Annotated in this window: 14 protein-coding genes and 1 tRNA gene; 3 read left to right on the top strand and 12 right to left on the bottom strand. The window is 30.2% G+C overall.

The annotated features are described in order from the left end of the window. Window positions 1-71: 71 nt before the first annotated feature. Window positions 72-605, top strand: coding sequence for a 3'-5' exonuclease (locus tag GSH19_RS06105; RefSeq protein WP_237027208.1), 534 nt, complete (start codon window positions 72-74; stop codon window positions 603-605). 52 nt (window positions 606-657) lie between these two features. Here GSH19_RS06105 and GSH19_RS06100 read toward each other — a convergent pair whose 3' ends face one another. The 11 genes from GSH19_RS06100 to gap all read right to left on the bottom strand — a co-directional run bounded on the left by GSH19_RS06100 (window position 658) and on the right by gap (window position 11,191). Beyond that, on the bottom strand, window positions 658-1,140 hold the full coding sequence (locus tag GSH19_RS06100; protein ID WP_237027207.1) for a GNAT family N-acetyltransferase: 483 nt from the start codon (window positions 1,138-1,140) through the stop codon (window positions 658-660). Beyond that, window positions 1,141-1,605, bottom strand: coding sequence for a tRNA (adenosine(37)-N6)-threonylcarbamoyltransferase complex ATPase subunit type 1 TsaE (gene tsaE, locus GSH19_RS06095; protein WP_237027206.1), 465 nt, complete (start codon window positions 1,603-1,605; stop codon window positions 1,141-1,143). It abuts the gene before it with no gap. Between the two features lie 10 nt (window positions 1,606-1,615). Continuing rightward, window positions 1,616-2,584, bottom strand: a complete 969-nt coding sequence (gene pta / locus GSH19_RS06090; RefSeq protein ID WP_237027205.1) for a phosphate acetyltransferase — start codon at window positions 2,582-2,584, stop codon at window positions 1,616-1,618. Window positions 2,585-2,600: 16 nt separating this feature from the next. Beyond that, window positions 2,601-3,269, bottom strand: a complete 669-nt coding sequence (locus GSH19_RS06085) for a uracil-DNA glycosylase (protein WP_237027342.1) — start codon at window positions 3,267-3,269, stop codon at window positions 2,601-2,603. A 66-nt stretch (window positions 3,270-3,335) separates the two neighbouring features. Further along, the gene (smpB, locus tag GSH19_RS06080; RefSeq protein WP_237027204.1) at window positions 3,336-3,809 is read right to left on the bottom strand and encodes an SsrA-binding protein SmpB; all 474 of its coding nucleotides are present in this window, start codon (window positions 3,807-3,809) and stop codon (window positions 3,336-3,338) included. Window positions 3,810-3,821: 12 nt separating this feature from the next. Continuing rightward, entirely contained in the window at window positions 3,822-6,107 is a 2,286-nt protein-coding gene (gene rnr / locus GSH19_RS06075) for a ribonuclease R (RefSeq protein ID WP_237027203.1), read from the bottom strand. 80 nt (window positions 6,108-6,187) lie between these two features. Next, window positions 6,188-6,424, bottom strand: coding sequence for a preprotein translocase subunit SecG (gene secG, locus GSH19_RS06070; protein ID WP_237027202.1), 237 nt, complete (start codon window positions 6,422-6,424; stop codon window positions 6,188-6,190). 152 nt (window positions 6,425-6,576) lie between these two features. Beyond that, window positions 6,577-7,896 (bottom strand): phosphopyruvate hydratase, encoded by a 1,320-nt coding sequence (gene eno / locus GSH19_RS06065; protein WP_237027201.1) that lies wholly within the window; start codon window positions 7,894-7,896, stop codon window positions 6,577-6,579. Window positions 7,897-7,991: 95 nt separating this feature from the next. Then, a complete protein-coding gene (gene tpiA, locus GSH19_RS06060; protein ID WP_237027200.1) occupies window positions 7,992-8,759 on the bottom strand; it encodes a triose-phosphate isomerase in 768 nt (255 codons plus the stop codon). Between the two features lie 106 nt (window positions 8,760-8,865). Continuing rightward, complete coding sequence (gene pgk / locus GSH19_RS06055) at window positions 8,866-10,077, bottom strand: phosphoglycerate kinase (RefSeq protein ID WP_237027199.1); 1,212 nt, start codon at window positions 10,075-10,077, stop codon at window positions 8,866-8,868. 109 nt (window positions 10,078-10,186) lie between these two features. Further along, a complete protein-coding gene (gap, locus tag GSH19_RS06050) occupies window positions 10,187-11,191 on the bottom strand; it encodes a type I glyceraldehyde-3-phosphate dehydrogenase (protein ID WP_237027198.1) in 1,005 nt (334 codons plus the stop codon). A gap of 216 nt (window positions 11,192-11,407) precedes the next feature. Here gap and GSH19_RS06045 point away from each other — a divergent pair. Then, window positions 11,408-11,479: transfer RNA gene (locus GSH19_RS06045), tRNA-Arg, on the top strand. A 100-nt stretch (window positions 11,480-11,579) separates the two neighbouring features. Beyond that, window positions 11,580-12,173 (top strand): ATP-dependent Clp endopeptidase proteolytic subunit ClpP, encoded by a 594-nt coding sequence (clpP, locus tag GSH19_RS06040; protein WP_237027197.1) that lies wholly within the window; start codon window positions 11,580-11,582, stop codon window positions 12,171-12,173. 39 nt (window positions 12,174-12,212) lie between these two features. On the opposite strand, the gene whiA is transcribed toward clpP, so the two are convergent. Further along, window positions 12,213-13,160: a DNA-binding protein WhiA gene (gene whiA, locus GSH19_RS06035; RefSeq protein ID WP_237027341.1), complete on the bottom strand. Its 948-nt coding sequence runs from the start codon at window positions 13,158-13,160 to the stop codon at window positions 12,213-12,215. Window positions 13,161-13,167 lie beyond the last annotated feature (7 nt).

Here is a 13,167-nt window from a genome sequence, read left to right as displayed (position 1 = left end):
AGTTCTATTTAATCTTGACTATTATAAAGTATCTGCTAATCTAAATTAATATGATAAAAAAGAGGTAAATTATGAATTTTATTGCGATTGACTTTGAAACTGCCAACAGTAAAAGAGATAGTGCATGCTCTGTTGCTGTTGTAGTTGTTAGAAATAACCAAATTACAGATAAGTTTTATTCACTTATCAATCCTGAAACTGAATTTAATTTTAGAAATGTTCAAATTCATGGAATTAAAGAGCAAGATGTAATTAATGCACCAACTTTCCCACAGATATGGTCTCATATTGAAAATTTTTTTCGTAGAAATAAACTAGTAATTGCTCATAATGCAACTTTTGATAATAGTGTTATAAAAAAATCACTTGAAAGATATGGAATTTCAAAGCCAGATTATTTATCATTAGATACTTTAAAAACATCTAAATATTTTTATAAAGATTTAGATAATTACAAATTAAACACGATTAGTGATATACTAGATATTAACTTGAAAAATCATCATAATGCTTTGGCAGATAGTATTGCTTGTGCTGAAATTTTAATTAGTCAATCAAACCAATTTGATTTAGACACTATCAAAGAATTCGTTAAATTAAAATAATAATTAAATAAAAACACTTTCGTAAAACTTTTATCGAAAGTGTTTTTATTTTTTAATTAGAAAAAAGCATTTTGGCTTTAATAGAATTTTTAGAAACAATTTCAAACCCTAACTTTATATAAAGATTTATGGCTTTAGTATTTTCATTAAAAACTTCTAATGATAATTCTTCTAATAAACTATAATTTTGATACCAATCAATTGCAGCATCAATTAAAGCAGTTCCTAATCCCATATTTTGATATTTTTCTAAAACTGCAACTCCTAATTCGCCTTCATTTGGCGCATCATCTAACTCAGTAATTGATACAATTCCAATAATTTCATTATTTATTTTTGCAATTAAAACAATATTTTTTCCTGATGAATTTAATAAATCAATTTGGATTGCTTCTTGAGCATTAGTTAATTCATTTAAATTGTCATCAACTGCTAAGTATGATGATTCTTGATTTAATTGTTTTAATAAATCAAGTATTGAAGGTGCATCAGTCCCTTCAGCCATTTTTATTACAACATTATCTTCTTCTGCCATTTATAATTCTCCACTTTTTAGGATTTGATTGAAGTGACTTCCTTTTGCATCAAAAATAATTTCTCGAGAATCAAAATTATTATCATCATTTCGAATAAATTGAATTTTTAAATATTCAGTTGGTAAATTTGATTCAACAAATTTTGACCATTCAACTACTGTAATCCCATCACTATTAAAATATTCATCTAATCCTAATTCATCAGATCCACCATCTTCTAAACGATAAATATCCATATGGTAGAGAGGTATTTTCCCATCAGAGTATTCTTTGATAATTGTAAAAGTTGGACTTTTAATATTTCTTGTAATTCCTAATCCTTCAGCTAATCCTTTAGTAAAAGTAGTTTTACCTGCACCTAAATCACCATCTAATAATAAAACATCACCTGGCTGAAGTGATTTTGATAATTTAAATCCAATATTTTTTGTTTCATCGGCATTTTTTACATTAACTTTTAACATTATTATTTCCTTAATTCATTAAAGATTGTGCTGCGGTAATAATTGCAACTTTATAAACATCTTCTTCATTACATCCTCTGGATAAATCAGAAACTGGTTTAGCTAATCCTTGCAATAAGGGTCCAACTGCTTCATATCCACCCAATCTTTGAGCTACTTTATAAGCAATATTTCCTGATTGTAAATCAGGGAATATAAATACATTAGCTTTACCGGCAACCTTAGAATTTGGTTTCTTTTGTGCAGCAACTTCACTTGCAACTGCAGCATCAAATTGAAGTTCTCCATCATAATCTGTTTCTGGATCTAATTGTTGTGCAATTCTTGTAGCTTCACTTACTTTATCAACATGTTCACTTTTAGCAGAACCATCAGTTGAAAAACTTAACAATGCAACTTTAGGATCAATATTAAAAATTCTAGCTTGTTTTGCACTTTCAACCGCAATTTCAGCCATTTGTTGAGCAGTTAAATCAATATTAATTGCACAATCAGCAAATAAATATTTTTGACTCTCTTTTTGCATTAGGAATGATCCACTAATTAAGCTAACATCCTTTTTAGTTTTTATAATTTGTAACGCTGGTCTAACAGTATCTCCTGTTGAATGAATTGCACCAGATACTAATCCATCTGCTTTATTTAAATAAACTAGCATTGTGGCAAAATAATTTTCATTTAAAAGCCATTTATGTGCAGTCTCTAAATCAGTTTTTCCTTTTCTTCTTTCAACTAATGCATCAGCTAGTTCATTCATTTTAGCTTCTGGATATTCGTTAATATCGATTATTTCAAGATTTTCAGTTAATAATCCAGTATTTTTTATATTTTCAGCATTTCCAATTAAAACTGGTTCTAACAATTGATCAGTTTTTAATCTAACTGCCGCCTTAATAATTCTTTCATCTTCCCCTTCAGGAAAAATAATTCTTTTATTTTTATTTTTTACGTCTGCTTTTAAATCATCAAATATACTCATAATTAAAACTCCTAATTTATATTTTCCAATCAATCATTGATTTTCCTTCATTTTTTAATTCATCATTAATATTAGTAAATGGTTTTGATCCTAAAAATCCCCGGTATGCAGATAAAGGACTTGGGTGTGATGATTTAATAATCTTATTTTTGTTAGAATCAATTAATTTTATTTTATCTTGTGCATTCTTCCCCCATAAAACAAAAATAACTGTACCATCTTTATTAGAAAGTTGTCTGATTATTTCATCAGTAAAAATTTCCCAACCTTGATTTTTATGTGAATTCGCAAATCCATCTCGAACAGTTAAAACAGTATTTAATAATAAAACACCTTGATTTGCCCAACTTTTCAAATCTCCGTTGTCACTCATTTTAATATTTAAATCATTTTCTAATTCTTTAAAAATATTTTTTAAAGACGGTGGCAATTTTACGCCTTGATTAACAGAAAAACTAAGTCCATTTGCTTGATTCTTTTCATGATAAGGATCTTGACCTAAAATAACTACTTTAACATCTTCAAACGCAGTTAAATTAAGTGCTCGAAATATATCTTGCTTCTTTGGATAAACTACGTATTCTTTAGTTTCTTGATTCAAAAATTGTTTTAGTTTAATAAAGTAATCTTTTTCAAACTCATTTTTTAAGATTCTTTGCCAATCATTATTTATTAAACTTAAGATATTAAATCACCTCCTATACACAAATTTTAACACAAACAAAAAAAGCTAAGTAACTAACTTAGCTTTTTAATAATGTTTCATAACTCGATCAATTTGTCTTTGTTGATCTTTTCGCTTTAATGATTCTCTTTTATCATATTCACGTTTACCTTTTGCAATTCCAATTAAAACTTTAGCAAAACCATTTTTTAAATAGACTTTTAAAGGTACAATCGTAACACCTTTACCGTCAGTAGCTTGTCCAAGTTTTTGAATTTGCTTCTTATGCAATAATAATTTTCTAGTTCTTAGTGGATCATGATTAAATTGATTACCTTCATCATATTCACTAATATGAACATTCATTAAATTTGCTTGACCATTTCTAATCTGTACAAATCCATCTTTTAAATTAAGTCTTCTTGCTCGAACAGATTTTATTTCAGTTCCAGTTAGAGCTATTCCAGCCTCTAAAGTATCAGTTATTGAAAAATCATGACGAGCTTTACGGTTAGTAGCCATTAAATTTTCATCTTTTTCTTGATGCTTTTTCTTGGCCATATAACTCACCTCTTATTTATGATCAGATTTTTTTTTTGAATTTTGTTTTTTATTATCAAATTTATTATTTCGATTATCCTTATTCTTAGGATTATACTTACGCTTTGGCTTTCTCTTTGGAAGTAAATCAGATTTAGGTGTTTCTTCTGGATTAACAATTTCAAAATCAACTGCGCTTTGATCAACATCAACATTCACACATTTAACTCTAATTGCTTGACCAATTTTAAAGGTTCTTCTAGTTCCACGACCGACTAAAGCCATAAATTTTTCAACATATTGATAATAGTCATCTTTCATACGAGAAATATGAACTAATCCTTCAACAGTATTTGGTAATGAAATAAACATCCCAAATTTAAGTACTGAACCAACAACACCATCAAATTCTTCACCAATATGATTACTCATATATTTGGCTTTCATCATTGCATCTACATCACGTTCAGTATCAATTCCTCTTCTTTCAGCAGAAGAGTTGTTTGCAGTAATTTCATCTAATTTATCTTCATATAATGCTTTACTATCATCATTTATTCCTTCATCTTCATACAAATTAATTAAACGATGAACCATCGTATCTGGATATCTTCTAATTGGAGAAGTAAAATGAGTATAATAATCAGCACCTAATCCAAAATGTCCTACACATTTGTCACTATACTTAGCTTGTTTTAAACTACGTAACATCATTACTGAAACCATTTTTTCTTCAGGTTGATTTTTTACTTTTTTCAAAATACTTTGCATTGTTTTAGGTTGTAAATGTTCTGGATCAGATTTTACATTAATCCCAAATGCAGTTAAAGTTTCAAAAAATTCTTTTACTCTTGAAGCATCAGGAGTTTCATGAACACGATATACGAATGGTACCTTTAATTTATTATAGTGTTCTGCAACTGTTTCATTAGCTGCTAGCATAAATGATTCAATCATTCTTTCTGATAATCCTCGTTCTCTTACTTTAATATCAATTGGATTACCATTATCATCCATAATAATTTCTGCTTCGTTATCATCAAAATCAATAGCTCCACGCCTTCTTCTATTTTTATATAGAATACGATGTAATTCTGCCATTTCTTCAAACATTGGTACTAAATCTTGATATTTATTTCTTGTCTTTTCATCATGAGCTTCCAAGATTGCATTAACATCATTATATGACATTCTAGCAGTTGTCTTCATAAAACTTGGATGAATATCTTCTTTAATTACTTTTCCTTGAGGTGTGATTTCCATATCACAACTCATACACAATCTTAATTGACCTTCATTTAAAGAACAAATTCCATTTGAAAGTCTTCTTGGTAGCATTGGAATTACACGATCAGTTAAATATACTGAAGTTCCTCGATTGTAAGCTTCTCGATCTAATGGAGAACCAGGTTTTACATAATGAGAAACATCAGCAATATGAACTCCTAAATGATAATTTCCATTTTCCATTTTCCAAACTGTTACAGCATCATCAAGATCTTTAGAAGACTCACTATCAATAGTAACTAAAGTTTGATCAGTAATATCAACTCGACCTTTTTTCTCTGATTCTAAAACATGATCTGGAATTTCATTGGCTTGTTCTAAAGCGTCAGTTGGAAATTCAGTTGGAACATCATGGGCATAAACAACCTGTAAAATATCAATTCCAGGATCGTCAACACTTCCAATAACTTGCTTAGCAATTCCAATTAAAGCATCTGAATGTTGTTCATTAGGATATTCAGTAATATCCGCAATCACTACTTCACCAGGAGTTGGTTTAATTCCTGCATCTGTTACATAAAATTTATATCCTGTTAATTTTTTATCTTTTAATTTAATTTGACCATAATATCCATTATCTTCTTCAGTCTGTATAAATTCACCAACTACATAAGTATAGTGATGTTCAACCACTTCTAAAACTTGAGCTTGTGGTCCTTTACCTGATTTTAAATCAGCTGGTTTAGTTATTTTAATTTTAACTGTATCAGCATTCATTGCCCCATTTGTTTCAGTTGGAGCGATAAATGCATCGTCTTCCTCTTCAGAAAAATCAGCAAAACCAAAGCCTTTTGGATTAGAATGAAAAGTTCCTTCAAAAGTTAATTGATTTGGATGTAGTTTAAATTCTCCGTTTTCAGTTACCTTAATAACTTCATCTCTTTCAAGTGAAGCTAATTCTTGAACGATTAATTTAAATGCAGCTGATCCATGATATTTTAACTCATCAATTAATTTTTCTACTGAGTATGATTTATCAGGATCTTGTTTTAATTTTTGTTCAATTTCATTTTTTAATTCATTATCTTGCACTATTTAGTCCTCTACGATCTTTTTTAATAATTAGAGATTTACTTATAAAAATAAAAAACCTCCTGAAAAAGGAGGTTTTATTAATGAGCTGAAAGCCACATTAGAATTAAAGCTATTCCAAACAATACTATTCCTAATATTGCAGTAACTTTTTGCATAAAAGCTTCGAATCCACGTGGTTTAGAATCTGAAAATAAGTCATCAGCTCCACCAGATAAAGATGACATTGCATCATTGTTTTTAGATGGCTGTAATAGGACTGAACCAATAATTAGGATACTTACAATCCATAACAGCACCATTAATAAACTATTCAAAAAAACGCCCTCCTACCTATTCGTAAACAGGTCTTTAATTCTTTAACAAGTTTAGCATAAATAAATATAAATTTCTAGTCAACTAATAAGTTTCATATTAAATTAATCAAATAAAAAAGAACTACTACATTAGTAATAGTTCTTTAAAAATATTATTTATTAATAATATCATTTCTTGCTTCAGTTCTTAAGTTGTAGAAAGAATGAATCCCTTTGTAATTAGCAACACCATCTAATTGATCTTCAATTCTCATCAATTGATTGTATTTAGCAATTCTTTCACCACGACTCATTGATCCAGTCTTAATTTGACCAGCATTTAAACCAACAACTAAGTCAGAAATAGTTGTATCTTCTGTTTCACCAGAACGGTGAGAAATAACGGCAGTATAACCAGCTTCTTTAGCCATGTTTACAGCATTAACAGTTTCAGTTAATGAACCAATTTGGTTAAGTTTAATTAAGATTGAGTTAGCAACACCCATCTTAATACCCTTGTCTAAGTAATCAGTGTTAGTTACAAATAAATCATCACCAACGATTTGAACTTTCTTACCTAAACGAGCAGTAGCCATTTTCCAGTCTTCCCATTCGTTTTCATCCAAAGGATCTTCGATTGAAACGATTGGGTACTTGTCAACAAGTCCTTCAAGTAAAGTAACAAATTCTTCAGCAGTGTATGATTTACCATCACCAACTAATTCGTACTTCTTAGTTTCAGCATTGTAAAATTCTGATGAAGCACAATCAAATGCAATTGCTACATCTTTACCAGGCTTGTAACCGGCACGTTCAATAGCTTCAACAAGAATTTCAAATGGTTCTTCATTGTTTTTCAAGTCAGGAGCAAATCCACCTTCATCACCAACGGCAGTAGAGTATCCTCTTTCGTTTAAGATGTTTTTCAAGTTATGGAAAGTTTCTGATCCCATGCGAATAGCTTCTTTAACTGTTGGAGCACCAACAGGCATAATCATGAATTCTTGGAAATCAACTTTATTATTAGCATGTTCTCCACCATTGATAACGTTCATCATTGGAGTAGGTAATACGTGTGCATCAAATCCGCCTAAATAGTTGTATAAAGGAAGACCTAATTCATCAGCAGCAGCTCTTGCTACAGCAGTTGAAACGGCAAGAATAGCATTAGCACCTAATTTACCTTTGTTTTTAGTACCATCAAGATCGATCATAGCTTGATCAATACCAATTTGATCAGTTACATCGAAACCAATGATTTCTTTTGCGATGATTTCGTTAACATTATTAACAGCTTTAGTTACACCTTTACCTAAGTAACGTTTTTTGTCACCATCACGAAGTTCAACAGCTTCGTGTTCTCCAGTAGAAGCACCAGAAGGAACAATTCCTCTACCGAATGCACCATCTTCAGTGTATACTTCGGCTTCAACAGTTGGATTACCACGAGAATCTAAGACTTCGCGAGCGTAAATATCAGAAATTATTGACATGTTATCTCTCCTTATATGTGAGTGATTTTTTTACCCCTTAAATTAAAGGTCAGTTTTAATTCTATAAGTTTCAACAAAAACTTTCAACAAAATAATCATTTATTTTGGTTTTTTTTATAATTTACTAATTTAATAAAATCATTACTATCAATACTACTTTTACCAGCTAAAACTCCATCAATATCTCTTTGTTCCATTAAAGAAGTTACATTTTTATAATTAACACTTCCACCATATAAAATTCTTATTTCATCAGCAATTTCATCACTATAAATATCAGCTAGTGTTTGTCTAATTAAGTAACAACCTTCTTGAGCATCATCATTTGAAGCACTGGTACCAGTTCCAATAGCCCAACTAGGCTCATATGCAATAATGATATTTTTTGCATCTTCAGCAGAAACTCCTTTTAAAGATGCATTAACCTGATTAACAACCCAATGAATTTTATTTTCGGATTGTAATCTTCCCATCGTTTCATCACAACAAATAATAGGATTCATATTATTTCTTAAGACTGCATGAACTTTTTTATTAATAATATCATTAGTTTCATTAAAATATTTTCTTCGTTCAGAATGACCAATTATTACATAATCAGTTCCAATTTCAGAAAGAACTTTAGGACTAACTTCTCCGGTATATGCACCATCGTCTTTATAAAAACAATTTTCAGCAATAATTTTTAGTTGACTATCTTTTTTATGATCAATAATTGATTGTAAAAATAATGGAGAAGCAGCAATTGCTGTCTCAGTAACATTTGAATCTGGTAAATCTTTTTTTATACTATCGATAAAATCTAAAGCATCTTCTAAAGACAAATTCATTTTCCAATTTCCGGCAATAAAAGGAATTCTCATATTAAATTCTCCCTTCTTAACTATGGTTAACATTTTAAACGAGAAGTTAATATTTATCTAGCAAAGCGAAAAAAAAGAGCAATAAAATTGCTCTTTTTTAATCTAATTATTTATCTGATAATGAAGCAATTCCTGGAAGTTCTTTACCTTCAAGATATTCAAGTGAAGCTCCACCACCAGTTGAAATATGAGTTAATTTATCTGAAACTCCTAATTCCTTAACAGCAGCTGTAGAATCACCACCACCAACGATTGTGATAGCATCTAAATCACCTAAGAATTTTCCAATTGCTAAAGTACCTTTAGCAAATTTAGGCATTTCAAACACACCCATAGGTCCATTCCAAACAACAGTTTTAGCATCTTTTAAAACATCTTCAAATGTTTCAACAGATTTAGGTCCAATATCAAGTGCCATGTATCCATCTGGAATAGCACCTTCAACAGTTTTTTCTTCTACATCATTAGAGAATTTTTCAGCTACAACAGAATCTACTGGTAAAATGATTTGATCTTTACCTTTTTCTAAGATTTCTTTAGCAACATCAATTTTGTCTTCTTCAACTAATGAATTACCAATATTAATACCTTGGGCTGCATAGAAAGTATATGTCATTCCACCACCGATAATAATCTTATCAGCTTTGCCTAATAAATGATCAATTACACCGATTTTATCAGAAACTTTTGCACCACCTAAAATAGCAACAAATGGTTTTTCTGGATTATCCACTGCATTACCTAAAAATTCAATTTCTTTTTCCATTAAGTAACCAGCAGCAACAGGTTTATTATTAGCTTCCATTGCAGTAGCAATTCCAACGTTTGAAGCATGTGAACGGTGAGCTGTACCAAATGCATCATTTACAAAAGCATCACCTAAAGAAGCCCAGTATTCACCTAATGCTTTATCATTTTTAGATTCACGTTTTACTTCTTCACCATTAACAACATCTTCATATCTAGTGTTTTGAACAAGTAATACTTGTCCATCTTCCATGTCATTAATTGCTTTTTCTAATTGAGAACCTTCAGTTACTGGAACAAAAGTAACTGGTTTGCCTAACAAATCAGCTAATTTTTCAGCAACTGGACGTAATGATAAACCTTCTTTATCATCTTCACTCTTAATTCTACCAAGATGTGAAAATAATACTGCTTTTCCGCCGTTTTCAATTACATATTTAATTGAAGGTAAAGCTGCAACGATACGATTATCATCACCAACAACACCATCATTAATAGGAACATTGAAATCAACACGCATTAAGATTTTTTTACTTTTAACATCTAAATCATTAATAATTGTTTTGTTCATTATATTTTCCTCCAATTAATAATCTTTTTAAATAAAAAGCGGAAGGAGTTTCCTCCTCCCGCCTTTTGAATCAGGATTTTAACATTTCAAATACTGAATTAACTTAAGCTTATAGTGAAGCAAAGTGTAATAGAGTACGGATCATGTTACAAGTGAATCCCCATTCATTATCGTACCATGCAACAGTCTTAACTAATTGAGTATCACCATTTTCAGTGATTTCAGTTTGACTTGGGTCAAATAATGAACCGTGGCTATCACCAATGATATCACTTGAAACGATTTCATCTTCAGTGTAACCGAAGGCTTCGTTTTGGTGTTTTGCCATAGATTTGTTAATGTCATCAACAGTAACGTTTTTGTCAAGAACTGAAACTAATTCAGTTAATGAACCATCAATTGTTGATACACGTTGTGCATGTCCTTTTAATACACCATCAAGTTCAGGAATTACTAAACCAATAGCTTTAGCAGCACCTGATGAATGAGGAATAGTATTAACGGCAGCAGCACGGTTATTTCTAAATTTACTACTTCTTGGACCATCTTGGATAGCTTGAGTAGCAGTGTAAGCATGAATAGTTGTCATAGTACCTAATTTAACACCAAAGTCTTCGTTTAACCAGTAAGCCATAGGTGCTAAACAGTTAGTAGTACATGAACCTGCAGAAACGATTTTATCGTTTGAGTCTAATTCATCCATATTAACACCAGGAACAACAGTCTTAACAGCACCAGCAGGAGCTGAAATTAGAACACGTTTTGCACCAGCGTCAATATGAGCTTGTGATTTTTCTTCTGAAGTATAGAAACCAGTACATTCAAGTACGAAATCTACACCATCATTTTTAACCCATGGGATATTAGCGGCATCACGTTCTGCGTATACAGGAATACGTTTACCATCTACGATAATAGCATCTTCAGTAGCTGATACTTCACCATCGAATTTACCATGTGCTGAATCATATTTTAATAAGTAAGCTAACATTGAAGGTGTAGTTAAATCATTAATACCAACAACTTCAATATCACTTGATTTTAGTTCGTGAATACGTCTAAAAGCTAGACGACCAATTCTACCGAAACCATTTAGACCAATTTTTGCAGTCATATTTGTTTCCTCCTTTAGGATCAACAATTATATATTTGTTACCATTACATAGTACCACTTTGACACAGAATTGTCAGCGAAAAAATTATAATAAATAATTCCCAATTACTTACCGTATCAACATTTTCAGTATAGCAAACAAAATTTTTTTTGCAACCATTTGACCATCATATAATTGTCATTATTGTATATATAAACTATAATGAATTTCAGCTTGCATCTGTAGTGTAATGGATAACACATAAGATTCCGATTCTTAGGATAAGAGTTCGATTCTCTTCAGATGCATTAAAGCTCTATTTACAAAAATTCAACACAAAATCATTGACCTAAATTGACCATTAGTCTATTATTAACGCTATATTGATATGTTTAAGGAGGATTTCAAATGAATTTAGTCCCAACAGTTGTAGAAAGCTCTCCACAAGGCGAAAGAGCTTATGATATTTATTCCAGATTATTAAAAGATAGAATTATTATGCTTTCAGGTCCAATCGAAGATGATATGGCAAACGCAATTATTGCTCAATTATTATTTTTAGATGCACAAGATCCTGACAAAGATATATATTTATATATTAATTCACCGGGTGGTGTTATTACATCAGGAATGGCAATTTATGACACAATGAATTTCATTAAAGCTGATGTTCAAACTATCGTAATGGGAATGGCCGCATCAATGGCTTCAGTTTTAGCATCTTCTGGTGCTAAAGGTAAAAGATTTGCATTACCTCATTCTCAAGTAATGATTCACCAACCATCAGGTGGCGCACAAGGTCAACAAACTGAAATTGAAATTGCCGCTGTTGAAATTCTAAAAGCAAGAAAAATGATTAATGAATTACTTGCTGAAAATTCAAATCAACCTCTTGAAAAAATCAACAAAGATACTGAGAGAGATAATTATTTAACTGCTGATGATGCAGTTGAATATGGTTTGATTGATGGCGTTATGAAAAATAGTAGTGAGAAAAAATAAATAATAAAAAAAGAATTGCTGATATCAGCAATTCTTTTTTTATACACTATAATCAATATCTTCTTTTCTCAACTTATCGGCATATTCATTAATTTTTCTTAATCGATGATTAATTCCTGACTTAGAAATAGCCCCATTTGGTAAACATTCTCCAAGTTCTTTTAAACTAATTTCCTTATTTTTAATTCTAATTTCAGCTACTTCTTGTAATTTATCAGGTAATTGTTCTAATCCTACTTTTTCAGAAATATACTTAATATTTTCAATTTGTCGAGTAGCTGCATTAGCAACTTTGTTCATATTTGCGGTTTCACAATTAACTAATCGATTAACTGAATTACGCATATCTCTAACAATTCTTATATCTTCAAATTTCAACATAGCATTCGTAGCACCAATTAGTTTAAGAAAATCAGCAATTTTTTCTGCTTCTTTTAGATAAGTGATATATCCACTTCTTCTTTGAGTAGTTTTAGCATTTAATCCATATTCATTAATCATCTCATTAATCATTTCATTATGATCTTCATATAATGAATAAATTTCTAAATGATATCTAGATGTTTCTGGATTATTTACTGATCCCCCAGCTAAAAATGCTCCTCTAAGATAAGATCTAATTTGATAATCATCATTTAACAATTCAATTGGTACTCTTTCAACAATCTGTGTACCATCCAGAATATTTAAATCATCTAAAATTTCTTGAACATTTTCACTTAGTCTAACCACATATAAATTATTTTTCTTTAATTTCATTTTTTTTCTAACAATCAACTTACCTTCAACATGATAAAAATCTAATAATAATTGATATAGTCTTCTAGCAATTGCTGGATTTTCTGATTGAACATCTAAAACAAATTTATGATTAATAATTGCTAATGTTCCATTCATTCTAATTAAAGCCATTAATTCAGCTTTAGCATTTTTTCTATGAACTTCTAAATTAGTTAGTTCTTTTTTAACATCACTAGCATAAGAAATAAAAATC

It is taken from the genome of Lactobacillus sp. S2-2 (genome assembly GCF_021698855.1).
Taxonomy (GTDB): Bacteria; Bacillota; Bacilli; order Lactobacillales; family Lactobacillaceae; genus Fructilactobacillus.
The sequence above is the reverse complement of the archived record's forward strand: the minus strand, read 5'-3'. Positions and strand labels throughout refer to the sequence as shown.

Coding starts and splice junctions, on each gene's coding strand:
- eno (WP_237027201.1), bottom strand. CDS start 7,896: ATGTCAATAATTTCTGATATTTACGCTCGCGAAGTCTTAGATTCTCGT.
- clpP (WP_237027197.1), top strand. CDS start 11,580: ATGAATTTAGTCCCAACAGTTGTAGAAAGCTCTCCACAAGGCGAAAGA.
- pgk (WP_237027199.1), bottom strand. CDS start 10,077: ATGAACAAAACAATTATTAATGATTTAGATGTTAAAAGTAAAAAAATC.
- smpB (WP_237027204.1), bottom strand. CDS start 3,809: ATGGCCAAGAAAAAGCATCAAGAAAAAGATGAAAATTTAATGGCTACT.
- tsaE (WP_237027206.1), bottom strand. CDS start 1,605: ATGTTAAAAGTTAATGTAAAAAATGCCGATGAAACAAAAAATATTGGA.
- gap (WP_237027198.1), bottom strand. CDS start 11,191: ATGACTGCAAAAATTGGTCTAAATGGTTTCGGTAGAATTGGTCGTCTA.
- tpiA (WP_237027200.1), bottom strand. CDS start 8,759: ATGAGAATTCCTTTTATTGCCGGAAATTGGAAAATGAATTTGTCTTTA.
- GSH19_RS06100 (WP_237027207.1), bottom strand. CDS start 1,140: ATGGCAGAAGAAGATAATGTTGTAATAAAAATGGCTGAAGGGACTGAT.
- GSH19_RS06105 (WP_237027208.1), top strand. CDS start 72: ATGAATTTTATTGCGATTGACTTTGAAACTGCCAACAGTAAAAGAGAT.
- pta (WP_237027205.1), bottom strand. CDS start 2,584: ATGAGTATATTTGATGATTTAAAAGCAGACGTAAAAAATAAAAATAAA.